General features: G+C 42.6%; 22 protein-coding genes. 8 read left to right on the top strand and 14 right to left on the bottom strand.

Going from position 1 to position 26,288, the window contains the following annotated elements; translation table 11 throughout:
- Positions 1 to 2: 2 nt before the first annotated feature.
- From EWE74_RS07805 to EWE74_RS07795, 3 genes are all read right to left on the bottom strand, one after another.
- Complete coding sequence (locus EWE74_RS07805) at positions 3 to 3,425, bottom strand: SusC/RagA family TonB-linked outer membrane protein (RefSeq protein WP_130140906.1); 3,423 nt, start codon at positions 3,423 to 3,425, stop codon at positions 3 to 5.
- A 279-nt stretch (positions 3,426 to 3,704) separates the two neighbouring features.
- Positions 3,705 to 4,976: a FecR family protein gene (locus EWE74_RS07800; RefSeq protein WP_130140905.1), complete on the bottom strand. Its 1,272-nt coding sequence runs from the start codon at positions 4,974 to 4,976 to the stop codon at positions 3,705 to 3,707.
- An 86-nt stretch (positions 4,977 to 5,062) separates the two neighbouring features.
- Positions 5,063 to 5,656, bottom strand: a complete 594-nt coding sequence (locus tag EWE74_RS07795; protein WP_130140904.1) for an RNA polymerase sigma-70 factor — start codon at positions 5,654 to 5,656, stop codon at positions 5,063 to 5,065.
- 353 nt (positions 5,657 to 6,009) lie between these two features.
- Between EWE74_RS07795 and EWE74_RS07790 the strand changes: the two genes are divergently transcribed.
- Entirely contained in the window at positions 6,010 to 7,098 is a 1,089-nt protein-coding gene (locus EWE74_RS07790; protein ID WP_130140903.1) for a hypothetical protein, read from the top strand.
- A gap of 66 nt (positions 7,099 to 7,164) precedes the next feature.
- On the opposite strand, the gene EWE74_RS07785 is transcribed toward EWE74_RS07790, so the two are convergent.
- Positions 7,165 to 7,719 (bottom strand): DNA-3-methyladenine glycosylase I, encoded by a 555-nt coding sequence (locus EWE74_RS07785; RefSeq protein ID WP_130140902.1) that lies wholly within the window; start codon positions 7,717 to 7,719, stop codon positions 7,165 to 7,167.
- Between the two features lie 223 nt (positions 7,720 to 7,942).
- Between EWE74_RS07785 and EWE74_RS07780 the strand changes: the two genes are divergently transcribed.
- Positions 7,943 to 8,506 carry a DUF1697 domain-containing protein gene (locus tag EWE74_RS07780; protein WP_130140901.1) on the top strand — a complete coding sequence of 188 codons (564 nt, stop codon included), beginning with the start codon at positions 7,943 to 7,945 and terminating at the stop codon, positions 8,504 to 8,506.
- A 10-nt stretch (positions 8,507 to 8,516) separates the two neighbouring features.
- On the opposite strand, the gene EWE74_RS07775 is transcribed toward EWE74_RS07780, so the two are convergent.
- Positions 8,517 to 9,443, bottom strand: coding sequence for a hydrogen peroxide-inducible genes activator (locus tag EWE74_RS07775; protein ID WP_130140900.1), 927 nt, complete (start codon positions 9,441 to 9,443; stop codon positions 8,517 to 8,519).
- Positions 9,444 to 9,549: 106 nt separating this feature from the next.
- Here EWE74_RS07775 and katG point away from each other — a divergent pair, with 106 nt between their 5' ends.
- Positions 9,550 to 11,757: a catalase/peroxidase HPI gene (gene katG / locus EWE74_RS07770; protein WP_130140899.1), complete on the top strand. Its 2,208-nt coding sequence runs from the start codon at positions 9,550 to 9,552 to the stop codon at positions 11,755 to 11,757.
- Between the two features lie 165 nt (positions 11,758 to 11,922).
- Here the strand turns inward: katG and EWE74_RS07765 are convergent, their stop codons facing one another.
- From EWE74_RS07765 to EWE74_RS07735, 7 genes are all read right to left on the bottom strand, one after another.
- On the bottom strand, positions 11,923 to 12,354 hold the full coding sequence (locus EWE74_RS07765; protein WP_130140898.1) for an RrF2 family transcriptional regulator: 432 nt from the start codon (positions 12,352 to 12,354) through the stop codon (positions 11,923 to 11,925).
- 24 nt (positions 12,355 to 12,378) lie between these two features.
- A complete protein-coding gene (locus EWE74_RS07760; protein WP_130140897.1) occupies positions 12,379 to 12,702 on the bottom strand; it encodes a metal-sulfur cluster assembly factor in 324 nt (107 codons plus the stop codon).
- Positions 12,699 to 13,982 carry a heme-copper oxidase family protein gene (locus EWE74_RS07755; RefSeq protein WP_130140896.1) on the bottom strand — a complete coding sequence of 428 codons (1,284 nt, stop codon included), beginning with the start codon at positions 13,980 to 13,982 and terminating at the stop codon, positions 12,699 to 12,701. Before EWE74_RS07755 ends, EWE74_RS07760 begins: the two co-directional genes overlap by 4 nt.
- Before the next feature lie 7 nt (positions 13,983 to 13,989).
- Positions 13,990 to 14,826, bottom strand: coding sequence for a DUF2249 domain-containing protein (locus EWE74_RS07750; protein ID WP_130140895.1), 837 nt, complete (start codon positions 14,824 to 14,826; stop codon positions 13,990 to 13,992).
- Positions 14,827 to 15,089: 263 nt separating this feature from the next.
- Positions 15,090 to 15,740: a hypothetical protein gene (locus EWE74_RS07745; RefSeq protein WP_130140894.1), complete on the bottom strand. Its 651-nt coding sequence runs from the start codon at positions 15,738 to 15,740 to the stop codon at positions 15,090 to 15,092.
- Between the two features lie 644 nt (positions 15,741 to 16,384).
- Positions 16,385 to 16,750 (bottom strand): three component ABC system middle component, encoded by a 366-nt coding sequence (locus EWE74_RS07740; RefSeq protein ID WP_130140893.1) that lies wholly within the window; start codon positions 16,748 to 16,750, stop codon positions 16,385 to 16,387.
- A gap of 17 nt (positions 16,751 to 16,767) precedes the next feature.
- Positions 16,768 to 17,151 (bottom strand): ABC-three component system protein, encoded by a 384-nt coding sequence (locus EWE74_RS07735; RefSeq protein WP_130140892.1) that lies wholly within the window; start codon positions 17,149 to 17,151, stop codon positions 16,768 to 16,770.
- Between the two features lie 238 nt (positions 17,152 to 17,389).
- Here EWE74_RS07735 and nhaA point away from each other — a divergent pair, with 238 nt between their 5' ends.
- Entirely contained in the window at positions 17,390 to 18,568 is a 1,179-nt protein-coding gene (gene nhaA / locus EWE74_RS07730) for a Na+/H+ antiporter NhaA (protein ID WP_130140891.1), read from the top strand.
- A gap of 1 nt (position 18,569) precedes the next feature.
- The gene (locus EWE74_RS07725) at positions 18,570 to 19,844 is read left to right on the top strand and encodes a dicarboxylate/amino acid:cation symporter (RefSeq protein ID WP_130140890.1); all 1,275 of its coding nucleotides are present in this window, start codon (positions 18,570 to 18,572) and stop codon (positions 19,842 to 19,844) included.
- Between the two features lie 31 nt (positions 19,845 to 19,875).
- Here EWE74_RS07725 and EWE74_RS07720 read toward each other — a convergent pair whose 3' ends face one another.
- Positions 19,876 to 20,706, bottom strand: coding sequence for a universal stress protein (locus EWE74_RS07720; protein WP_165384665.1), 831 nt, complete (start codon positions 20,704 to 20,706; stop codon positions 19,876 to 19,878).
- A 146-nt stretch (positions 20,707 to 20,852) separates the two neighbouring features.
- Positions 20,853 to 22,286 carry an alanine/glycine:cation symporter family protein gene (locus EWE74_RS07715; protein WP_130140888.1) on the bottom strand — a complete coding sequence of 478 codons (1,434 nt, stop codon included), beginning with the start codon at positions 22,284 to 22,286 and terminating at the stop codon, positions 20,853 to 20,855.
- 273 nt (positions 22,287 to 22,559) lie between these two features.
- On the opposite strand from EWE74_RS07715, the gene putP reads away from it, so the two are divergent.
- From putP to EWE74_RS07700, 3 genes are read left to right on the top strand one after another with little or no spacing between them, the layout of a single operon-like run.
- On the top strand, positions 22,560 to 24,062 hold the full coding sequence (gene putP / locus EWE74_RS07710) for a sodium/proline symporter PutP (RefSeq protein WP_130140887.1): 1,503 nt from the start codon (positions 22,560 to 22,562) through the stop codon (positions 24,060 to 24,062).
- A 49-nt stretch (positions 24,063 to 24,111) separates the two neighbouring features.
- Positions 24,112 to 25,542 (top strand): TrkH family potassium uptake protein, encoded by a 1,431-nt coding sequence (locus EWE74_RS07705; RefSeq protein ID WP_206365166.1) that lies wholly within the window; start codon positions 24,112 to 24,114, stop codon positions 25,540 to 25,542.
- Between the two features lie 8 nt (positions 25,543 to 25,550).
- Entirely contained in the window at positions 25,551 to 26,228 is a 678-nt protein-coding gene (locus tag EWE74_RS07700; RefSeq protein ID WP_130140886.1) for a potassium channel family protein, read from the top strand.
- Positions 26,229 to 26,288 lie beyond the last annotated feature (60 nt).

Here is a 26,288-nt window from a genome sequence, read left to right as displayed (position 1 = left end):
TTTTAAAAATTCATGTGGAGACCAATATTGTATACCCGTTGAACTGGGTACCCCAGGCCATTGCCAGCCATTTCTACATCCCAAAGTTTAAAATCGCTCCAAGTAAGAAGGTTTGTGCCACTTAAATAAACCCGCATTTGTTTGATGTGTAACTTACTAGAAATTTTCTGTGGTAAGCTATAACCGATTTCCGCCGATTTGAGACGTATAAAGGATCCGCTACGCATAAACCAAGTGCTACGCTGCCCATTATTGGAATTAGGTGTATCACCTGCAGTATAAGAAACGGGCAATGTGCTGAGCCTTGGCCACAAAGCATACTGATTACGATTATCTTCTGACCAGTAATCATCCGCATACGCTTGTAGTAATTGGTTCTGCAACTGCACCCCAGAAAGTTCTCCACTACTATAGCGATACTGGATAAATGGTGCAGTAGCATACGGGTCTATCCAAAATGATTCACGGCCCAGACCCTGGAAAAACGCAGAGATATCAAAACCTTTGTATCCGCCCGAAAACCCAAATCCATACGTTATTTCAGGTGTTGTGGGATAACCGATCGGTACCCGATCAGCCTCGGTAATCTGTCCGTCACGATTGATATCCCGATATTTGATGTCACCCTCCCCGTATTCTCCAAAATGCTGAACCGGCGAGTTGGCAACCTCGTATTCATCAACAAATAAATGTTCGGCAATATAACCCCATTGTTGGGATAAGGGATAATTAACGCGGGAACGCCACGGTTCATTGAAGTATACGGGTTCTTCATAAACAGTGAATGCGCTGGTGGCGTATGTAAAATTTCCCATTGCGGACATCCACATGCCGTTCATCCAACTATGCTGATAGTCCAACGAAATGTCAAGCCCTTCTGATTTTGCTTCCCCTACATTTGCGCGAACCTGAGCCGCCAATCCGAGTTGACTGATGTTTGGCCGTGTCATTAATATATTCTCACGATGCCTATTAAAATATTCTGCCTGTAACTGAACTTTATTGAATAGGCCTAACTCTACGGCAAAATTCCGTTGATGGTCTATCTCCCAACTTATATCAGGATTTGCGTAACGGTTAATAGAAATACCGTTGCGGCTATTGATATAGTCCCGACCAAATCTCGCCCCACGGTTTGAGTTGTTCATGTTAACATCTGATAGGTAAAAAAAGCGGTCATTGGCGCGGCCAATGTTATCGCTTCCGACTAATCCGTACGTTCCGCGTAACCTTAAATTGCTTATAATGGGTTTGATGGGTTCCCAGAAGCTTTGGTTCGAAACAGTCCAGGCTAATCCAAATGATGGAAAGAAACCGAAACGCTTACTCTCATGGAATCGTTCTGAACCGTTGTATCCAAAATTGAATTCGGCAAAATAACGATTGTCAAACGCATATGTAAATCTTCCCGATAGACCGGTATTGCGGTGCGGCAACGATAGTTGTAAGTCTTCTTCATTGGCGTTCATACTTTGCCGCATGATATAAATCATCATGCCACTCAGTGTATGTTTATCAGCAAATGTTCGGTTATAGTTCAAAGCGGATTCGAGGTAGAAAATAGAATTAATTTCTTTTGCCCCAGGATTATAGTTCAGATATTCTGTTCCAGCATCTTCGTCAATAGATTGGAGGGCGTATTCCTGGGTGCGTCGGTCATAAAATCCCACTCGGTAATAAAACGGATCGTATTGACGGCTTACGGAGTATCTAGAAGTACGGTTGGTGTTGACCATCGTTCTAAAAGAGAGACCCTCTGTTACGAATGGCAAATCTTGTTTGAAATCCACCTGTGCTAGCATTAATGCGCGTGATTGGTCGCGATAACCTTTCACCATATCGGCATAAGGGTTGAGATAATTGCCTTCGTCGTAGTTGCCAAACATGATATGCTGTACATACTGATGTTGCTCATCAGCAGGATAATATGCAGGAAAATATACAGGGTTTGCCCGCATAATACGTTGATAGGTGGCCGCACCGCCTTCAACCGGACCTGTATAATCATCGAAATTACCATTTAATCGGACGGTTAGCTCGGTCGTTTTGGTTAGATCGATATTAACATTTGCCCGCAAATTATAATTCTTCATGTCAATATTGCTGTTGAAATTATTTCGCCGATCCACTTGCAGTATGCCATTGTCGCGATTCAGTGATGCGGTGACAAAATATCGAGCAACCTGCCCACCTCCATTCACGCTAAGGTTAACGCGTTGGTTCATCGTGTAATCTTTCAATAGCGTAGATCGCCAATCGGTAGCCGGATAAAAAATAGGATTTGCACCAGCGATTGTTTGATCTATTTTTTCGTTTGTATACGGTAGTCGGCCAAGTGGATCACGCGTCAATACCGCTTCATTATGCAATCGCATATACGTTATGGGATCAGCGAGTTCAACATTGGTCGTAGGTGTAGATATGGAGTTTTCCATTCGAAGCGATACTTTAGCAACACCTGCCACACCCTCTTTAGTCGTGACGAGAATGACCCCATTTGCCCCCCGTGCACCATATACCGCGGTAGCTGTAGCATCTTTCATGATCGAAAAGCTCCCAATATCATCCGGTTGTAACCTCGCTAGATCGGTAACTGTTAACTCGACGCCATCAATCAAGATCAATGGATCGGGACGACTATCTGCAAAAGTCGTTACTCCACGGATAAAGAAGTCGGCGTTGTCTTGACCAGGCTCACCACTTCGTTGGAAGGCGATAACACCAGAGGCACGCCCGGCAAGGGCCGTCGTCAGATTACTTGATGGAATTTTTAATTCACTCGGTTTGATGGAAACGACCGATCCGATCATATCCGAACGTTTCTGTTGTCCAAATCCAACGATAACGACTTCGTCTATACCACTCACAGCAGAAACCAGCGTGACGTTGATGGTTTCGGAGGCTCCAATCGGTATTTCCTGTGTCTCAAAGCCGACGATGGTAAATACCAAAACAGCATCAACCGGGACATCTATGATAAACCTACCATTCAGATCGGTCGTTGTTCCTGCTCGGCTCATATTTTTCACCATTACAGACACACCCGGTAAAGGTGCTCCGTTGGCATCCACAACAAGACCATCGATTTTTCGCTGTTGTGGAGGTGATTTGGACTTAGGTGCCTGTTGTTCTTTTTCTTTTATGAGTATATTTTTTTTTATAATTTTATAGGTAAAAGGTAAGTTTCTAAAGCAGGCCTCTAACGCTTTTTCAATACTGGAGTTTTCCACATTGACCGTAACCTTGAGTTTTTCTACGCGATCACTGTTATATACAAAGACATAATCACTTTGTCTCATGATTGATTCCAACACACGTTCAAGTGAAACGTTCTTTTCACGCAGAGAAATCTTCTGTGCATAGATATTCGCATTGGAATGAAAACAGGCGACTACAATAAGGATAGTAGAAAGGTTTATACGCATGATTATCGTTTTGTCCCATTTAGTACCCCGCCAAATCGAGCAGGATAAAGTTTTAATCAAAGTATTAAATAGCCATAGGATTAACTGACCTATGGAAAATGAGTTAAATTTCATTACTTTTGAAATATGAAGGGTTAATACTGAAACTGTTCGCAATAGTATTCCGTAAAGCCTAATATATAGGCAGCTCTTTTTGAGTCTCTCATTGCAGTGAGAGACTTTTTTTTACAAAATGTTTTAGAAATTTTCGGGGGCTTTTTGTACGTGTTTTTTCATCTTTTAGTTTTGTTTATAAGTTAAGTGAGAAATAATTACTTTTTTTCTGGAATTTGCATTAATATCTACTATTCGATATTTTAAATTAAAATAACTTAAAATGTCCAGCGCTTCCGACGCATTGACGTTTCGATGAACTTTACCCCACAATTTGGTAGTCGGCATCTTTCCTTCAAACTCGAATTCAAAATTGTACCATCTTGAAAATTCTTCCATTACACTCCTGATATCTGTGTCTTCGAAATAAAATAAATCATCCTTCCAAGAGATTACATTTGAAGCATTGACTTTTTTTACCTCTAATCTCCGTTTAGCGTTTAAAATGGATTGTTCTCCTGGTTTTAATGTCCTGGAAGCACCTTGTGTATCCGTTGTTGATATTGGGCTTACCCTTACGCTGCCCTCCAGAAGTGTGGTTTGGGTAGCACTTTTTCTTCCATAGGAACGTACATTGAAATGCGTGCCTAATACGGTAATTGATTGATCTTCTGTTATTACCTTAAATGGAGACTTGGCATTCTTTGCGACCTCAAAATAGCCTTCACCCGTTAGTGTTACCTTTCTTTCATTGTTGCTAAATTTAGTAGGATAGGTTAAGGACGACGCCGAGTTCAACCAAACTTTTGTGCCATCTGGCAAGGTAACTTGATATTTTCCGCCTCTCGGAATCTCAATGGTATTAAAAATAGGTTCTTTGACAGCAGTCGTTGATAGTTCGTCTTGCATATCGTCTATGATGTAGCTAATCTGGCCTTCGTCGGTTTTTGTGATAATAAAACCATCTTGCTTAACGATATCACCTTCTTTGATGTCGTTTAACCCGATCACAGAACCGTTTGCCAACGTCAAGGTGGCCATGTTACTTCCCGGCGCAATATCTACAGATTCGTTAATTGCAGCCGACTGTGGTCTGGATTCGTATTTGCTTTTGTAAAGAAAACCGCCGATAGCAAAACCGATCAGCAATACCGCTGCGATTCTAGAAAACGTTGACCATAGTGAACGTGTCCGTGTTGTGGAAGGTACATCGATTTCTGTCGAATCCGAACCATTCTCCGTTTTTAATACGGCTTTTAAAATATTCGATCTTTGTTCAGCGCTAAAGAAGTCTGCCTCTGGCGTATGTTCAAGCGATTGATAGGCGGCTTCCATAAGAGAAAATACTTCCTCATCGGGAGCACCATCGATATATTGCATCAACTCGTCAATTTCTCCTGAGCTAGCAGACTTATCAATATACTTCCTAAATAAACACTCTATTCGCTGTTTGTCCATTCTTTATCGGGTAAAAGGCCATCTGATTAAGCCGATTACTGTAAAGACGTTTATAAATGAAAAAAGGGGTAAGGGAATGCTATAAATTAATTTAAAAAGGCAAAAATTGACAAAAGGATTAGTACGCTGTTCTCAATTTGGAGTTTAATATTCTGTTTCAAAAAATGAAGTGATAATTGCATATGCTTTTTCACGGTTTCCTTTGAAATTCCCATTTGTGCAGCAATTTCTTCATATTTCAATTTTTCATGCCTACTTAAATAATAAACTTTTTGCTGCTGTGGAGGTAATTGATTTACCGTTCTTTCAATAATTAAATTATATTGTTCTTTGAGGGATGGAGTATCAATCATGTAGCTCTCTTCGAACAGCTCTTTCGAAAGATAGAGTTGATGTGTACGCTCTGTCGCAAGTCTACGAAGGTAATCGAGCGTTTTATTTTTGGAGAGCGTAAACAGATAGCCCTTGAAATTATTTATATTACAAAGTGTTTCTCTTTTTTCCCAAACCTTAATAAAGGTCTCCTGAACAATCTCTTGGGCTGCCTCTCTTGACGCTGTTATTTTATAAACATAAACAGCTAAATTTTGATGGTAGAAGTCAAAAATTTGCGTAAATGCCCGTCGATCTCCTTTGGAAATCTTATGAAGAATCTCTTTTTCTTTCTGAACCGTATTCATTATCGGGCAAGTTACTATTCAAAATATCACTTCTGTTTTTTTCTTAACCAAGAAATTTACTAGATAGGATCGGGTTTATCTACAATTAGAATCTAAATCTAGGAATTTTATAATAAAAAGCAAAATTGCATATATAAAATTTGCTTTCGTACGCCATTTGTGATCGAGCCGCAATAAAATCGTCCATACTCGTCTAATTTAGCTATTTAAATTTTTAGTTATCCTTATAATCGTCAGTTGTTTACGGATTGTTTTGTAAGTATTTGAATTTAAGCATTATATGTTGTGTGTAGATGCTTTGTATATAGGAGTTTCGATAGCTTTTATATTTATAGCTGTACATTTATGGTATCATGAAGAAAGTAATTATTATTGCGATCTGTTGTGCTATTAGTAGCATTCATCTTTTTCAATCCTGCAAGAAAGGTGGGGATGATGAAAAAGACGAAGTGGAAGAGCGCCAGATAGTGGACTGGGGAGATGTTTATTTTATTGCCTATTCCTTGGAAACCAACGCAGGAATACCCGGCTATTTTAGAAATAATAGAGAATTTCCACTGGAAATCAGTACCGACACGCAGATCATTCCTACGGATATCTCCGTAGCATCAGGCGATGTATATGTAATCGGTACCGAATATAAGGGAGAATCCGTTTCTGGTTCCCCTTCAAATGCGGTATTATGGAAAAACGGTAAACGGTCAGAGCTGCATACTCCGGAAACTAAATATGAAGAAGCGACTGCTGTATTTGTCAGCGGAGAGGATGTTTATGTAGCGGGTTCGTATGTTCCGGCAGACGGCGAAAAAAGGATAGGGGTTGTCTGGAAAAATGGGGATCCCGTTATAGTCACCGATGGAAAAGAATCCACTACTTTTGCAGATCTTTTTGTGTCGGGAGATGATATCTATATAGTCGGTCATGAAAACACGCAAGGGGGAATTATATCCAAGTATTGGAAAAACGAAAAAACGGTTAAACTGTCCACCGAGGACGTTATCACCTACGCTAAGAGTATAGTCGTTGATGGGGCAGATATTTATGTATTGGGGTATGTAGATAACTTATCGACAGAAGGTAGGAGCCTCAAATTATGGAAAAACGGAAGGGCAGAAAAGCTGATTAGTGGTCGGTCTGTGATCAGGGGAGGGAAGGTTGTTGTAGAAAATGGACATACCTATGCTTGTGGTTATGAGCAAGTAGGAAGTAAGTATGAACCTAGACTTTTCAAAGACGGTGTTATGGAGCCGCTGGAAGATAAAAACAGCGGCCATACCTATGCCCTGGATTTAAAAGTTTACAATGGCAATGTACTCGTGTTGGGTAGAATAGATTCCAAGTCGGCAATAGAATCTATACTTTGGGTCAATGGTGTTCCAGCCAATATTGGAACCCTTGGAGTACAAGCGAGTTTGGTTGCTTTTGATGTCGTACCTCGGTAGAATGTAAACCTTCAGCGTTTATATAAAATATATTTTCATTTCTTGATCGTTATCGGAGATCGTAATTTAGTATTGCTTTGACCACATCGGATTTTGTTTCATAACCTTCTCATGTACCGGACAACTTTCTGTATGTGCCCCTTGTAAGTAACCAATGCTCATTAAAAATTCGTTTACGATTTCGCCACCCGTAAAGCGGAATGTTTTTTTGAACAGTTTTACCCACTCTTCTTTGGTTTTCGGGTGGTGGTGCTCCAGCCATTGTTCAAAAGAGCCAAATTCTTTTTGCAAGGCAAGAATTGTTTGTGCATTCTCTATCGCGGCATTTACTTTAAGCTTATTACGGATAACTCCGGGATCCGCCAAAAGCCTCGCTTTGTCTGTCTCGGTGTAAGCAGCGACTTTTTTGATGTTAAAATCGCTATAAGCCCTCCTAAACGATATTTCCTTCTTTAAAATTGTTTCCCAACTTAAACCTGCCTGGTTAATTTCTAATATCAATCGGCCAAACAGTTCATTATCATCATGGATTGGAAAACCATAGTGATTATCGTGATAGTTTTTGTGCAAAGCCTTTTTTTCTTCGGATTGCATTGCTTCTATAGCAGAACAGTAACTCATATGTTATATTTTAGATACCTACTTATATATTAGATTGGTGTAACAATATACAAAAGATATTGATAATCAATCTAGCTTTTTGTTACTTCGACTAAAAGTTGATAGATAAATATTTATCGCAAAATATCTCGTTTTTCTAACGACGTCGTCAACATATCTTTTGTAACTTTAACGTCTATAGTAAATCCGTAAATCTAAAACAAGAAAGTAGAAACAAAATATAATGAAGAAAGCATCCAAGGATAGCGTTTCCGGTTCTGGTCGTAAATTCTGCGCTTTTCTACGAGGCGTGAATGTGAAAGGCACGAATATGAAAATGGCAGAGGTTTGTGCTGTATTTGAAAAAGCGGGGATGAAAGATGTTTCCTCCGTGTTAGCTTCGGGAAATATTCTGTTTTCCTCCGAAAAAGAGGAGGAAGAGTTAAAACGAATACTGGAAAAGTCGATGTCAGAACACTTTTCATACGAAGCCTTTTTATTCGTAAAAAGTCAGCAGGAAATAGAGACGATCTTCCGTGAAACACCTTTTGAGGCCAATGCCGAATATCATATTTATATTTTTGTGGGTGTGGAGGGTATAGCGAAAATATTGATGACGGAATTTGAAAAATCAAGAAAGGCTTCCGGGGAAGAGGCGCAGCTGATGGGACGTAATTTCTACTGGAAGATTTCGAAAGGAAATACCCTCGATTCTGAATTTGGGAAAATTCTGGGAAGAAAAAAGCTAAAAGATTCCTTTACTTCACGGAATCTTAACACGTTTGAGAAAGTGTTAAAGAAGCTATGATTTTACCGATTTAACTAGTGGACACTTCTCTCAAAATAGGATTTATCGCCGATAGGATTTCGTTTTCTAAAATATCCAGTAGCTTTTCTTTTACAAAATGGCGGTAAGTAATCATGCCGATTTCCCGCGCTGGTTCTGGTTCGGCAAAATGCTTTACACAAGCCTGTCTTTCTGATGTGAAAGCGAGAACTGCTAATTCGGGAATAATTGTAATGCCATTGGTCATCTCTACCAAATTGATTAGCGTTTCGATACTACCGGCGTCAAACGTTAGTTGTTCATTTTTCGAATTTGTCTTTTTTAATGAGCATAAATTCATCACCTGCGATCGTAAACAGTGCTCTTCCTCGAGCAACCACAACTTGCTGATATCGATATCAGCAGACAAAATATAATTGCTTTTGAGTTTACTCTGGGGTTCCGGTGCAAAAACAAGCAACCTTTCTCTAAACAGTGGACGCGTTTTAAATTCATTGGCTTCCTGTTGAAGTGCGATTATACCTACATCGATTATATCTTTGCGAAGATAGTCTGTGATTTGTTGGGTACGTAGTTCTTTTAACTGTATCCTTAGCCTAGGGTACTTTGCAGTCATGCCCGGAATAAAATGATGCAGTAGATAGGGGGCTAAAGTTGGGATGATGCCGATTCTCAGTTCGCCTTGTATTTCATTTTCTGAAGCGGCGTATTTTACTTCATACTGCATATTGTCAACGGCAGATAAAATGGTTCTGGCGTTTTCAATAACGATCTTACCCATTTCAGTGGGAATAATAGGGTGTTTCGACCGGTCAAAAATAACGATGTCTAATTCTTCTTCTAGTTTCTTCAGCATAATACTTAACGTCGCCGGTGTTACAAAACAGGCTTCCGCAGCTTTTTGAAAATGACGATACTCATCTATAGATAGTACGTAATGAAGTTGTTGTATATTCATATTAGATAAAATCTAATCAAATATAGATATTTTTAGTTTTGTTTAATATTCTTTTTTTGACTCTTTTGTATCGTAAACAACGAAGGAAAATTTAAAGAGAATAGTAATGGAAAACATTTCAGGAGACATCAGCAAATGCCCATTTCATAGTGGAAACATGGGAGCGGTTAACCACAGTGGTAACGGTACATCAAATACGCATTGGTGGCCGGAGCAATTGACAGTTGACGTGCTACGTCAGCACTCTCCGGTTGCAGCACCTTATAACACGGCGTTTAATTATAAAAAAGAATTCAATTCATTGGATTATGAGGCGTTAAAAAATGACCTCCACGCGTTGATGACAGATTCACAAGACTGGTGGCCGGCTGATTTTGGCCATTATGGTCCGCTGTTTATCCGTATGGCTTGGCACAGCGCCGGAACGTATCGTATTCAAGATGGTAGAGGCGGCGGCGGTAGGGGGCAACAACGCTTTGCTCCGCTGAATAGCTGGCCGGACAACGTGAGCTTAGATAAAGCCCGTCGTTTGTTGTGGCCTATCAAGAAAAAATACGGCAAAAAGATATCTTGGGCGGACTTAATTATCTTAGCGGGTACAGTAGCACTGGAATCCATGGGATTTGAACCCCTCGGTTTTGCAGGCGGACGGGAAGATGTCTGGGAAGCAGATAAGGATGTATACTGGGGAGATGAAAAAGAATGGTTGGCACACCGTAACCCCGCGGAATTAGCGAACCCACTTGCAGCTACGGAGATGGGCCTGATTTATGTCAATCCAGAAGGACCCAATCGGAATCATGACCCATTAGACGCGGCCAACGCGATTCGTAAAACCTTCGCTAACATGAATATGAACGATGAAGAAACCGTAGCACTTATCGCGGGTGGACATACTTTCGGAAAAACACATGGTGCGGCAGCTGCGGATACACATGTTGGCGTTGACCCGGAAAGCGAGGAACTGGAATCTCAAGGATTGGGGTGGCGGAGTGCGTATGGTACAGGCTATGGAGATGATACCATTACGAGTGGACTTGAGGTAACCTGGACCTATCATCCAACGCGTTGGGATAACGAATTTTTCCATATTCTTTTTGCCTACGAATGGGAGTTAGCTGAAGGCGAAGGTGGTGGCTATCACTGGCGACCGAAAGATAATGGTGGGCAGGATATGGTACCTATGGCACATTCGGAAGGTCGTCGAGAACCACGGATGTTGACCACGGATATCTCTTTACGCGTGGATCCGATTTATGAGAAAATTTCTCGTCGTTTCAAAGATGATCAACAGGCATTTTCGGAGGCGTTCGCAAAAGCTTGGTTTAAGCTGACCCACCGTGACCTAGGTCCTAAATCGCGTTACCTAGGTCCGGAAGTTCCACAAGAAAATTTCGTATGGCAGGATCCCATCCCCGCCGTAGACTTTGAATTGATCGAGGAGCTTGATATAGAAAAATTGAAGCGAGACGTGTTGGCATCTGGTTTATCGGTTTCCCAATTGATCGCTACTGCTTGGGCTTCTGCTTCTACTTTCCGTGGAGGAGACAAACGTGGAGGGTCCAATGGTGCCCGGATTCGCTTGGCACCGCAGAAAGATTGGGCGGTAAATAATCCAGCGGTGCTTGAGCAGGTATTAAATGTTTTGGAAAAAATACAGATTTCCTTCCATGAGCAGCACGAAGGAAATAAAAAAGTGTCTCTAGCAGATCTTATTGTATTAGCCGGAAATGCAGCAGTAGAAAAGGCAGCAAAAGATGCAGGAGTAGATATTACTGTGCCATTTACTCCAGGGAGAAACGATGCAACGGCAGAACAGACAGACGTCGAGTCGTTCCAGTATCTAGAACCTTATGCAGATGGGTTCCGTAATTATCTAAAAGCAAAAACTACGGTGTCTACAGAATCTTTATTGATCGATAAAGCACAGTTGTTGACGCTTACTCCACCTGAAATGACAGTTTTGATTGGCGGTATGCGTGTATTGGGTGCCAATTACGACCATTCCAGTCTAGGTGTGTTTACGGACCGTGTCGGCGTATTGAGCAACGACTTCTTTGTAAATCTTCTGGATATGAATACGGTTTGGAAAGCTACGGATGCCACAAAAGAGGTATATGAGGGGCTAGACCGCCGGTCTGGCGAAATAAAATGGACAGCTACCCGTGCTGATTTGGTATTCGGTTCGCATTCTGAGCTGAGAGCATTAGCTGAAGTTTACGCTGCGAATGATGCAAAAGAAAAAATGGTTCAAGACTTTGTAGCCGCTTGGGCAAAAGTCGCTAATCTAGACCGCTTTGATCTAAACCGCTAATCCACGCTTTAGGTACCGACGGAAGAGCCTATACTAAAATTAACTGTTAAACTCTTTGTTTTGCAAATTTAAAGTGCCCTGTTGATGAGATCTTCAGGGCATTTTTCCAGGTATTCCCAAAGGAATGGTCCGTCGCTATATATAGGGGTTATGGAATATTTGGTCTTAATCGATCAAATAGGCTAATCCTTTGGTCACCGATTGGCAGAGGTCTCGGACTTTTTGCTCGCTGAACATTTTTTCGATGAGTTCTCTGGCGATTTTGTATTCATCATGGATTGGGCAAGGATGGGCTGCGGAACATTTGCGCAGACCAAGACCACATTCTTTAAAAATATGATCACCTTCTATCGCTTCTACAATATGGATAATAGCTTGTTCTTGCTGTTCCTCATCTAGATAAAAACCGCCAGTAGGGCCCTTCAGGCTATTTATTATCTTTTTTCGGGCCAATTGCTGCAATATCTTCCCGACTGTATGCTCACTGGCATTGATTCTATCGGATATGTCTTTGATATTGGATTTTTCTCCATTTTCACTTTTGCTCGAAAGATAAATGACAGCTTTAATCGCCATTTTACAAGTTAAGCTCAACATATTGTTTGATTTTGTGCTAGCTATTTATCGTCCTAAAAATTCTCTTCCCTCGGGAGAGATCATACTAAAATTCCATGCGGGTTCGAAGACCAGGTGGAGGATTATTTCCCAACCCGGGAAGGATTTCGTGAGCGAATCACGTGTGTCGGTTGTAATAGCTTCGCCCATAGGGCAAAATTGTGTAGTTAAAGTCATAAAACATATAATTTTATTGTCGGCATCATCAAAATATAGTTCATAGATCAGGCCTAAATCGACAATATTCAACCCTATTTCCGGATCTTCCACATGAGATAGCCCTAATAGCGCATAGTCGCATTTTTCTTCATTATTTGTTTTGATATTCATAGTTGTCTTGCTTTATGTGCAGCGGTGATTATCACATTGTATACGTATAAAATAGCAGCAATGAGTAAAGCCAACGCACCTATTTTTAAAATAACTTGGTTGCGTATGATCATGCCGAGGATAAATAGTATAAAACCTACGAGATAGCTGTATAACATAATTTGGTAAATACGATCATTAAATATTTCTTTCGGTGTCGGGGTTTTCCCTTGGTGCGCTTTGTTACGATAAATCTTGTTCCAAACAATAAAGGGCATCGTTTTGAAAGTCATACCCAAAATGATAGCCGTAAGCCAGCCAAAAAAGATACAGAAGCCGTAGATCATGACCACGCCGGGAAATTGTTCTTGTGGTAAAATTGCCAAAGCAATGATCAACATTACAAGAGGCAATAGCATCTGGGCAACCGAAATCAAGGAAGTCTTCATTTGCTGATCAACTCTTTTCCGGATTCTAACCTTATAAGCTTGGTAACAGTGGTTTCCGAACAATAAAATAGCGGATAAACCCAGAACTATCGGTATATAAAATGTGAAGGTCGAAAAATCAGCCAGATAGTATATAGAAAAGCTGATCAATGCTATATTGAGCAATGCAAAAATCAGCCATAGTATCCTGTCATTGGTATATTTGGAAATCATAAAAATGGGGATTAATCGGGATCCCACACCGATAACCATCAATACAAACCAGCCTACAATACCCAAATGGGCATGGAAGGAGAGGTAGTCTACCGAATTGCTAGGTAGTATCGGGTTGCGAAAATTCAATACCAATAACAACCCGAAAAATGTGGTAGCAAACAGCCATAGGGTAGAAGTGATCACGTACCAAGCATGTACATTCCGTCTGTTGCTTTTAAAGGAGCTACCTAAGACGTTGGCTAGATAGCAGATGACACCGATATTGATCAGGATGGCACCGATTTGCAGTGTTAGCCCCATATCAAACATATAGAAGCCATAAACCAGAAGCGGCGTGCCGATAGCTGTAAAAATAAAGGTCAGGTATGCCAATCGATCGCTGTCTAGTTCACCTTCTACCAATACGGGTAATAGTTGATGAGATGCACCAAAGATAATCATCGTGCCCCAGGCTAACGCCATGGTGTGTGTAATAGCAAGAGCTTGTGGATTAAAATAATGTGCTCCAATGGTCTCTGTATGGCATAAAAGTAGGATGGTTCCCGATAAAAAGCCGAGCGCAGCATAAATATAAAATGGTAAAACTACTTTGTAGTTTGTCGTTTTCTGCAATCCGCCGATAAGAGGAGACATCATAAGGTAATTATTTATTTTTAAATATCAACAAGTAAACTTCGCCATCCTGTACTTCCTTTATTCTGTAGTCAAATTCTCTTTCTGCCAGTTCTTCTAAAAGATACACCGGAATCCTTTTGTGATGCACATAAAGTGCGTTGTCCGGAGGTAATGTCTCTAAATTTTCCAGTATAGTCATCATAGGCATGGGCATTTCTAGTCGACGGACATCTATTTCAACCATATTATCCTCATACTGCTTGAGTAACATTTGCCAGTCGCCCGGTGCTATTAGCTTCTTTTTCTCTACAGGAACGTCTTCTACTGGCTTATCATCAGTAGCTATTTTATAGAAAAAAGTTTCTATCGTATCTGTATCAATAGGATTGACATAACTCTTAAAACCTTGCCTTTCCAATAGTTTGATTAATGGGACGGGTTCAAAACTGTTGATGATGACGAGCACTTCTCCAGGAAGTAATAATTTTACCTTTTGCTGTATCGCTTTCAATGGATCGTTTCCCTTCGCTAACATCTCCCGCACATCAAAGTTGACCAATTGATTGGGATGTATATGTTGGAGATAAGCTGGCTTCGGCTTATTATTGGCAACGCTGTTTTCAGCATCGTCTGTTTGTGGATAATCCCTTTCAAAACCAAGAGGAGCCAGTGCTTTGAAAAAGTCTTCCGGTTTGCAGCCGCCTATTTTTGAAGCCATAGCAATTGTTGTTCTCCCTGCCATCAATGCTCTCAAAAGGGGATTTCTTAGCTTTTTAAAATCCGGACTAAGCTTTACAATCGTTTCCAATGCATCGGGATGATATTTCAGCAATGCTGCAATTTTGGTTCGTTCATTGATAAACATATTCTATTCATTTATTATTTGTTCGTTTGATAGCTCTCTTATTTTTTGCCTACCCGAATGTCCCAACCATTATAGTCCCTGTTGGAGGTATTCCCAAGTAAAACTGTCGCCGTACATATCCCCCTGTTTGCATGTATAAACGTTTTAATGAGCTCATCTAGAACAAATGTAAATAATAATTGGTGAATAAAGGTATTAAAGTACTTTTATTCTTTTATAGTTATTGGATTCTATGATCAGGATCTTCTGCACGCCAACAAAAACTACCGAACCCGCAAACTCACGACCGCACTCCAATCCCCAACGCCGTGGCGATTTATTGCACGCACTTTTGCAAAGACTGTAGATCGGGATGGTACGCTTTTAATCAAGTTTTTTCGGGAACGGGTAGTAAAAAGTGATTGCTCCCATTGAAGCTCTGAAGATTCCGGTGGCGCATCTTCACGTGATATCCATATTGCATAGGTATATTCATAGGTCATATCTCTGCCTAACGAATTGAAATCGAAGTATAGTTCATCGCTAACTCGCCCATCCGAAAGTCGACCCCCAGTGGGCACCTCTGGAACAGTCCCTTTCTTTCTTCCTGTAAATACTGGAAATCCCGATGAGTACAAGATGGACAGCTCGCCTTTTGCCACATAGTTGACATAGCCTGCCAGTTGGCCTAACAATTGTGACAGCTTAACTTTACTTTCACGTTTTAGTTCCCTATCTATACGTCCATGAGTCCAGTTTGCACGCGCTAAGTACGTCGCATACTCATTATAAGCATTTTCGATTTCTTCAAGCGAAGGAGTAGGAGTGGGGAATGTGGGGTTTCCACTCATAGAAGAAAGGATAATATCTGCTTCTACAAGTAATTTGTTGTCTTTATGATGGACGAAGCCACCTAACACACGTATATAGTTCATAATTAATGATATTAGACATATCTAATTTAGGATTTAGTTATCTAAATTTCAAATTTTACCGTTATATAATTATATATTAACGGTATTAAAATTGATATAAACGATATATATATTTAATATGACGTTCTATATAAAACTAATAACGTTTATATAAAATATATTTACGTTTTATTCTAAATAACAAACGATATTTTAAATAATTTAAACGTTAAATGAAAATATAAGACCGATATGATGATTAATATAAACGATATGCCAATTAAATAAAACGATTAGAAAATAAATAATACCGTTTCATAGAAATACTATATCGTTTATATTAAATAAATAAACGATATAATAATAAGTAGTATCTTTTTTATCTTATAAAAAGACGTTTTTTTCAATAAATACAACGTTAATTTAAATTATAGATACGTTATTTTAAATATAAGTAACGTTAGATTACCGCTTAGATCATGGAATAATACACCTTTTATTTCTAATCCGGAGGGGAATAACACCCTTCGAGAATTAATCTCTTTATCAGTACTTTACAAACCTTCGTTTTCCCTACTCACCGAATCGCTCACTGGTTTGACATACATTTTAGCTGCAATTGCTTTATAATTTATAAGATAAAGAATTTAGACGTTAAATTCAAGTCAGGATAGACAAAAAAGCCTCCTATTCGAAATAAAAACAATTATTTTAACCGTTCCGTCTGCTGATAGAGCTTTCATCGTATAAGACATTTTATCCTTCACTCTTTCATGGATACTAAGTAACAAATCTGAACTTTTAGTTTCTTCAAAACTTCTGACATAAGATTGCAAATCTGCCCTTTTATTCGATATTGGTGTTGATAATCGCTGGTTTGTCAAAATAGCTGTTGCAATAAAATGCAACAATCCTGTCGGTCCATCACCATTAGGATGGTTAGATGTATATCCACTCGTAAATCTCCATAATAAACACGCTCCAATAATCGGAGTATTCCAGACCTTTACCTCTTCTAATACCTCACCCATAGTTTCTAAAATGTATTTCATCGAGGATGCCAGCCCAATGACTTTGCTACAACCAAAGCATGATAGGTTCCTGCAATTGTACCTACATGTGGCACAATGTCCCTAATAACTTCATTGCGTATTTTACATTCGCAATAAAGAAGCTTTCCACGATCTGGTTTATCGAGATTCTTTTCTGTTAGATTGATCGCTTTTTGACGTGTCAGCCAAAATTTTGTCAGGCGATTTTCTAAATCTACAGCAACTTCTTCTTCAATAATTTCATTCTCAATCCATTGATTACGATTAACTTTTGCTCTTAAATAGTCGGTAACAGCTTCAATAACATTATCTTCATCAACGGAAATGTAATTTAAATGCTGAAGATAGACGGGTTGAATGTTTACTTCGCCCTTAATCACTTCATCAGAAGGAGGATTTTGAAGTGCAAAGTCTATAAGTTCAAGCTTTCGCGCCCTGTCAAAATAAACGGTAAATTGCTTTTGATAATCCTCTTCAATATAAAGGTCACGGTTATTTGAGAGAAAATTGATGGGAACACGTGCAACACGACGGTTTTGGCAATCATATCCGATTTTCCTTTTCTAATCTATTTGGTTATATTATCTTTGAAACTTGTCACCTTTTACGGAACTAGTTATGCTGAAAATCCTTAAAAATTTTACTGATTCACCGACAAGCGGAGGGATAATCCTGTTTATATGTGTGCTTATTTCTTTGACTATTGCCAACTCTCCGCTCGGTGCTACATTTGAAAATATACTGAACACACCGCTGGGGTTTGAGACAGCTTCGGTACATTTACGATATACCACCGCCCTCTGGATCAACGACGGCCTGATGGCTATTTTCTTTCTTCTGGTCGGACTGGAGATAAAAAGAGAGTTGGTGAGTGGGGAACTGTCTACTCCCCGACAGGCCCTTCTCCCGATATTTTGTGCCTTCGGCGGAGCCATTGTACCCGCTGGTATATATTTCGCGGTCAATCAAGGGACGGAAACCGTTAGTGGCTGGGGAATCCCTATGGCAACGGATATCGCCTTTGCTTTGGCCGTGATTGCCATGCTTGGCAAACGAGTACCCGCTTCATTAAAAGTGTTTTTAGCGGCACTGGCTATTGTGGACGATCTCATCGCCATTCTGGTTATTGCCATTTTCTATTCGGCAGAACTTCACACCATATATCTTGGCTATGCTGCGGCTATATTGGCACTACTCTTCATTTTTAACAGGTTAGGCGTTCGATCCTTGATCTTTTACCTCATTCCCGGCCTTTTTATCTGGTATTTTGTCCACCATTCGGGTATCCACGCCACCATAGCCGGCGTGCTGACCGCCATGACCATCCCATTGGCTACCAAAGGGCAAAAAGAACCGCCGCTACTAAAACTCGAACATGCCCTTACCACGCCCGTAAACTTTTTGATCGTTCCCTTGTTTGCTTTAGCGAATACAGCTATCCGTTTTGAAGAGGGAATGCTGGAGGGATTGATTTCACCTTTGGGGATAGGGATCATTGTTGGGCTTATGTTGGGTAAGCCTGTTGGCGTTTACCTGATGACCAAACTGGCGATCCTTCTGCGTATAGGTTCTATGCCGCAGGGGGCATCCTGGGCACAGATTATCGGCGTAGGACTTTTGGCGGGTATCGGGTTTACCATGTCCATATTTATTGCCCTGCTGTCCTTTTCGGACAACCTGCTTATTGCCGAGGCAAAATTTTCCATACTGGTCGCTTCGCTTCTTTCGGGTGTAACGGGATATATCCTGTTAAATCGCGTGGCAACACCATCGAACGATAACGAAAAAAAAACGTAGGATGAAGAAGATAGCGTTACATTGGCAGATATTGATCGGTATTTTAGTGGGCATTATCGTGGGGCTATTATGCATTCAGTTTACCGGCGGAAAAGAATTTGTTATCGACTGGATCAAACCCTTTGGAACGATTTTCATCAACCTGCTTAAACTGATCGCTATTCCGCTGATTATTGTATCGCTGGTCAAAGGCGTTTCCGATCTCAAGGATACCACCCAGCTTTCCGGCCTCGGCCTACGTACCTTCGGTATGTATATACTGACGACCGTTGTCGCAGTCACCATAGGTCTTGGCCTGGTCAACCTCATACAGCCCGGCAGCTTTATTTCTGAAGACACCAGACAGGAAATGTTACGATCTTTCGGAGGTGAAGTTCAGGAGAAGGTAGATGAGGCAGCCGAGGTACAGCAAACCAGAGGCCCTTTACAGGCCCTTATCGATATCGTGCCGGAAAACATTTTCGATTCGATGTCGGTAAACAGCAATATGCTGCAGATCATCTTTTTCAGTCTGCTGGTCGGTGTTGCCATGATATCTTTGCCCTTTGGCGAGATAAAGGCATTCAAAAAGGTACTGGATGCCGGAAATGCCATTGTGTTGAAGATCGTCGATCTGATGATGCTGTTCGCTCCTTATGGTGTGTTCGCGCTTATTGCCACACTCATCGCGGAAGCACCTTCCTTTGATGTATTTAAAGCCTTGGGCATGTACGCTTTTACCGTAGTATTGGGGCTATTATTACTTGTATACGGTGTTTATTCACTTTTCGTTTATTTCTTCGGCAAGATGAATCCTTTCCGGTTTTTCAAAGCCATCCTTCCGGCACAGCTCCTCGGTTTTTCGACCAGCTCGAGTGCCGCCACCCTACCGGTAACGATGGAATGTGCGGAAGAAAACCTGCATATACGGAAAGATGTTCTGAGCTTTGTCCTACCCATAGGTGCCACCATCAATATGGACGGTACCTGTCTGTACCAAGGTGTTGCGGCGGTCTTTATTGCCCAGGTGATGGGGCACGATCTAACCACTGCCCAGCAGCTTAGTATCATCGTGACGGCAACCCTGGCCTCCATCGGCGCGGCAGCCGTACCGGGAGCGGGCATCTTGATGCTCGTGATCGTACTGGAATCCATCGGTATCAGTCCTGCCGGAATAGCGCTGATCTTTGCTGTAGACAGGCCATTGGACATGCTCCGCACAGCAACCAATATATCCGGTGACGCCATGGTAGCGCTATTGATGAACAGGTCAAGTAGAGACAGTGTCGAGCCCTAGCAAAATGATCGCACCGTCTATATGACTGTTGCTACTCCGTATCTTCGGAAGTCAGCAGGACAGGCGTATGGGGATTGAGGACAATAGCCCTTGCCAGACTTTTGTGCACCAGTTTTTTAAAAAATCCCCGGGAATCAATAAGGGTAATCAGGGTCATGTCAGTGTTCATACGATCCAAAATTTCGTTAACTGCCTCTACATTTTCCGGGACGTGTGCCATTTCCACAGACAGATCCTTCACCGGAGTTTCTTTTTCCAGCGTCGCTTTCCACTGCTGCAGACTTTGTAGATTATCCTCTGTTGGCGCGTCTTTTCCTTCATGGATATGCACCAGTGTACAGGAAGGGCGTATATTGCCAAACAGCGAATTAAAGCTGGTTAGACTCTTGATATCGCCCTGCTGGTAGTCCGTAAAAAAGACCACATTTTCCAGTTTAAAAGTGTTGGTGTGCTCCGGAACGATCAACAGCGGACGGGATACATCCTTAGCGACGTCGTAGGTATTATTGCCGAGCAGATCCTTCCGCGTGCCCGAGGCGCCATGCGCGCCCATAACGACCAGGCTGACATTGTCCTCTTTTATATAATGGTTGATGGCCTCCACGAGACTATTTTTGGCCGTGCTTGAGGTCAACTGTACGTCCCCATGTTTTCCCAGCTTACTGATAAACTCATCCAGTCCTTTTTCAGCTCCGGTCTTGGCCCGCTGTTCGTCCGTCTGATTGGCCAGGGGGCTCTGGAAAGCGGAGGTAAACGGCCGGTAGGCATGGAAAACATGTACGTGTGCCTGCATCTTCCGCGCCAGTTCTATACCATAGCGTGCTGCTATCAGGGCGTTGTTCGAAAAGTCTGTGGGTACCAAAATGGTCTGCTTCATATCTGATTGTTTTATATCCGATGCCCCTACACTTCCATTGTACAGGCTATTCTACCAAAAATACAAAGCCGCAGTGGCTTTGACAAGTTATTCCGCACATATCGGGCATACAGGGGCATTTCAAGGACAGATTATTTTTTTCGGTTCCAGAAATCCATACGACGGAAATCATATTTTGAGCTGTCGAATACAGGGTCTATCCCTTCGCGCCTCTGCGCCTCATAGTCTTTCAGCAATACCAGCACCCTGTTGTGCAGGAAGATAATGGCGATAACGTTCAGCCAAGCCATAACGCCTACACCTATATCCCCCAATGTCCATGCCGATTCCGCCGTGGATATACAGCCCATATATACCGATGCGAGGATAAGCAGGCGCAATGCCCATATCAGCAGTTTATTCCGGCTAGCGCCCATTACGAAACTGACATTGGTCTCGGCAATATAATAGTAGGCCATGATCGTCGTAAAGGCAAAAAAGAAAAGGGCAATCGCCACAAAACTATCGCCTATCATTGGAAAATGCCTTGCTACGGCAAGTTGTGTATATTCCGGTCCGGCCTGTATTTTCTCTCCTAAATTCTGGACAATGAAACCTCCGTCGGGATCTGCGACGTTAAACTGCCCCGTGAACAGGATCATGAACGCTGTTGCCGTACAGACAAAAAGGGTGTCCACATAAACCGAGAAGCCTTGTACCAGCCCCTGTTTGATGGGATGGCTTACCGCTGCTGCCGATGCGGCGTGGGGGGCTGTTCCCTGCCCGGCCTCGTTGCTGTAAATGCCGCGCTTTACACCCCAAGAAATAGCCATACCGATAATACCGCCAAATGCTGATTCCGTATTAAAAGCAGCATTGAATATCAGGGCAATGACATTGGGTATCTGCCAGAAATTGAGTGCCATGATCACGGCCGCCATCAGTATATAGGCGCCCGCCATGAACGGTACGACATATTCGGCTACGCGGCTTATACGCTTGACACCGCCGATGATGATAAACGCTAAAAGTAACACCAGGACAATAGCAATGATATGGTGCGAGATACCGAAAGAAGAATGGACGGCCAGTGAGATACTGTTGCTCTGAACACTTGGCAAAAGAAAGCCGGTGCTGATAATCGTGACAATGGCAAAGGTCCATGCAAAAACTTTGGAGTTGAGACCTTTCAGTATATAAAATGCCGGGCCACCGCGATACTGACCATCTTTCACTTCTTTGTACATCTGTCCAAGGGAGGCCTCAATAATGGCGGACGAACTACCGAGAAAAGCAATTGCCCACATCCAGAATACCGCTCCGGGACCGCCCATGCCGATAGCTGTTGCTACACCTGCAATATTACCGGTACCGACCCGTCCGGATATCGCCAGGGCAAAAGCCTGGAACGAAGATATTCCCCGTTTTGAACTGTTACCCGTGAACAGGAGCTGCACCATATGCCGAAGATAGCGCAACTGCGGAAACCGGAAACGTAAGGTGAAATAGATTCCTGCGAGAAGGCAGAGATAAACGAGGGCATCGCTCCATACGATGTTATAGATCTGGTCTATGAATTGCTGCATCTAATGGTATTTGGTTTCAATCGAACTAAGGTAGGAAAAAACGGGCACTAAAACATAGATTATAGGGCGTATCTATCTGTTTTTCTAATATTATATATTTTGTTTATACCTAAACAATACCATGTCTTCCGGTCATGTCAGGCATAATTTTTTTTATACCTTTACCCGAACCGCTTGCACAAGATGTGACCTTTAATCCCCTAACTTTATTTTTGTTCACGTTTTTGTGGAAATAGGTTTTTATTTCATAAAACACACTAAAAAACAATGCCCATGAATATTTATGAGTTGATTTCTATTGGTTTATATGTACTGATCATGATTATGATAGGTATCTACGGATACCGAAAGTCGACGAGTAACTCGGAGGAATTTCTGATCGGTGGACGCAAGATGGGACCCTTCGTGACCGCCCTGTCCGCCGGGGCATCCGATATGAGCGGATGGCTCCTGATGGGGCTTCCGGGTGCCATGTACATGATGGGGCTATCGGGTTCATGGCTCGCCATCGGGCTTACCACCGGCGCGTTCCTGAACTACCTTATCGTTGCGCCGCGCCTGCGGGTATATACCGAAGTTGCAAAAAATGCCATAACGCTGCCTGTCTTCTTTGAAAACCGCTTCCGTGATAAGTCGCAGCTATTGAAGCTGGTATCTTCCGTCTTTATTCTGGTGTTTTTTACACTGTATACTTCTGCCGGAATGGTTTCGGGCGGAAGGTTGTTCGAATCGGCTTTCGGGATGGATTACAGTATCGGCCTTTGGGTTACTTCGCTTGTCGTGGTGTTCTATACATTCATCGGTGGCTTTATGGCCGTAAGCCTGACGGATGCCGTGCAGGGAACGATCATGGTCATAGCGCTGTTGCTGATACCCACCGTTGTTATTTTTCAATTGGGTGGTATAGGGGAAACGATGGACACCATCTATACCAAGGACACCAATTATATGGACATGCTACGGGGAACTACCGCTATATCCATTGTTTCTCTATTGGCCTGGGGACTGGGGTATTTCGGTCAGCCGCATATCCTCGTCCGTTTTATGGCGATCGATAGCGTAAAGGACATTAAAAAAGCCAGACGTGTGGGCATGACATGGATGATCGGAACTGTTCTAGGTTCCCTGCTACTCGGCTTTTTTGGGATCGCCTACCTCCAGCGGTTTGACACGGATACCATGTTGAAATTTGATGCCTCACGGGAACTTTCCGAAACGATATTCATATACCTGTCCAAAGCGCTTTTCCATCCGCTCATCGGTGGCTTTTTGCTCTCCGCTATCCTGGCGGCAGTGATGAGCACGATATCTTCGCAGCTTCTGGTGACCTCCAGTTCGATGACAGAGGATATCTATAAAACTTTTTTCAACAAACATGCTACGGCCAAAAATATGCTCATCATGAGCCGTATATCGGTGCTTGTTGTTGCCGTGGTAGCCTTCCTGTTGGCGCTGGATCCACAGGAAAGTATCCTGGGTCTTGTTGGCAATGCATGGGCGGGATTTGGAGCGGCCTTTGGCCCGCTCGTTATCCTCTCATTGCTTTGGAAGCGTACAACAGCAATGGGTGCACTGAGCGGCATGCTGGTAGGCGGAGCGACGGTACTCCTATGGGTTTATGTACCGCACGCCTATAAGGACGTCTATGAAATTATTCCCGGCTTTTTACTGAGTTTTCTAACTACCGTGGTGGTCTCTTTGATAACCGGACGTGTCCCAGGGGAGGTCGAAGGAGAATTTGAAAAGGTGCGGGAGATCGTCGGGCGCGAAAAATAAATGATAGAAAACCTTTAAATATGGGGAAAGAAATACTGTTTTTCCCTTTTTGGGAATAAAAGAAAAACCGTTAGCTTTACCCCGCATTTCTAAAATAGTGGTGAAAAAACGTTTCTATAATCCGGCCCAGCTGTTCATATCCAGCTTTTTGCTGCTGATCGCAGCCGGCACCTGTCTTTTGAAGCTGCCGCTGGCACTGAACCAACCGTTGTCATGGATTGATGCCCTTTTCACCTCAACAAGCGCGGTTTGTGTCACGGGATTGATCGTGGTCGATACGGCAACCCATTTTACGTTCTGGGGACAGCTGATCATCATGCTGCTCATCCAGGCCGGCGGGATAGGCATCCTCTCTTTCGCCGCATTGTTCACCTATTTCCTGAAGGGCGGCAGCACTTACGAAAGCCAGCTGACCGTAGGCGCTTATTCGAATACCGAACGGATGTCGGAGGTCTTTGTGCTGCTCCGTCGGATGGTCTGGATCACATTGGGGATTGAACTGGTCGGCGCATTGGGGGTTTTCTGGAGCTTGGGCGATGGGAACGGGATGTCCCTGGGCAACCGGATATTTTTTTCGTTATTCCACGCCATCTCCTCTTTCTGCAACGCAGGGTTTTCTACGTTGTCCAACGGCCTGATGGAAGGCACCGTTGTACATAACTATAGCCTACAGTTTGTTATATCCCTCATTTATATCTTCGGAGGGCTGGGATTCCCTATCGTGGTAAACGTACTCCAGTATAGCAGGCATGTTTATAGAAGGTTGATCGGAAAATGGACATTGAAGGGAAGCTTCCACCGACCTTGGGTACTGAACATCAACAGCAAGATTAACCTGGTTACTACGGGGATTATAACCTTCTTCGCGACTTTGATAATCTACGTAAACGAGTATGGCCACGTCCTCTCTTCCCATCAGGGTATAGGAAAATTAGTAATCGCCTTTTCTACAGCAACTACACCAAGGACTGCAGGATTCAACAGCATAGACTTCGGCGCACTGCAGTTCTCAACGATCATCTTTGTCATGCTGCTGATGTGGATAGGCGCTTCTCCCAACTCCACCGGGGGAGGGATCAAAACAAGTACGATTGCCTTGGCCGTCATGAATGTGTTGAGCCTTGCCAGGGGAAAGGACCGTACCGAGGTTTTCGGACGGGAGATAGGAATTATATCTATAAAAAGAGCTTTTGCAACGATGTTTCTGTCACTGTTTACTATTGGCGTAGCTATTTTTTCAATTTCATTTTTTGAACCAAACCGTCCATTGCTTGAAATTGCATTCGAGTGTTTTTCTGCGTATAGCACCGTAGGGCTGTCCCTTGGCGTAACAAGTGGTTTTGTGGCCGGTAGCAAGATCGTGCTGATCATTGTCATGTTCGTGGGGCGGGTAACGATGCTATCCGTACTTATCGCTTTTATCAAAAAAATAAAATACACACATTACAGGTATGCTCAGGAAGAGCTTACTATCTATTAGGAAATGTTATGAAGTTTATCGTTGTAGGATTGGGGAATTTTGGCGCATCACTGGCGGAAAAGCTGACGATGCAGGGCAATGAGGTAGTCGGTGTCGATCAGCGTATGGAAAAGATCAGCGCGTTGAAGGAGAAAATCACCCATACCATCTGTCTGGACGCGACCGATGAAACCGCTTTTTATACCTTGCCGCTGAAGAATACGGATGTCGTAGTGGTGGCGATCGGAGAAGATGAAGGAGCAAATATCATGGTCTCTGCATTGTGCAAGGAGGCCCAGGTCAAGCGTCTGATCAGCAGGGCCGTCAACCGGCTGCATGAAAAGGTACTGGGAGCGCTGGGTATTTCCGAGATTGCCCATCCCGAGGAGGAATCTGCCGAACGCTGGTCAAAGCGCCTCTGTATGACCGGTCTTGTTGATTCTTTCGAACTGAACAGCAACTATTCCATTGTCGAGGTTGTCGTTCCCCAAAAATATGTAGGCAAGTCCATACAGGAGATTGGTTTCCGGGAAAAGTATGAACTGTTGGTGCTCACGATCTTAAAGAGTACCGAACAGCGTACCTCGTTCGGAAAAAATATGGTAACGACCGTGCTGCACGGCGTACCGCAGCCCGATACGGTCTTGGAAGAGGGAGATATTCTCGCCATATATGGTTACAACGACCATATCAAAGCTTTTCTTTGATAGAAAGACGCAACCATGATTTACTTTCTCACGCGCGATCATTATTATCGAGCCAATAAG

Source organism: Sphingobacterium corticibacterium (genome assembly GCF_004208525.1).
Lineage (GTDB): Bacteria > Bacteroidota > Bacteroidia > Sphingobacteriales > Sphingobacteriaceae > Sphingobacterium > Sphingobacterium corticibacterium.
This window is presented reverse-complemented; position numbering and strand designations above follow the sequence as displayed.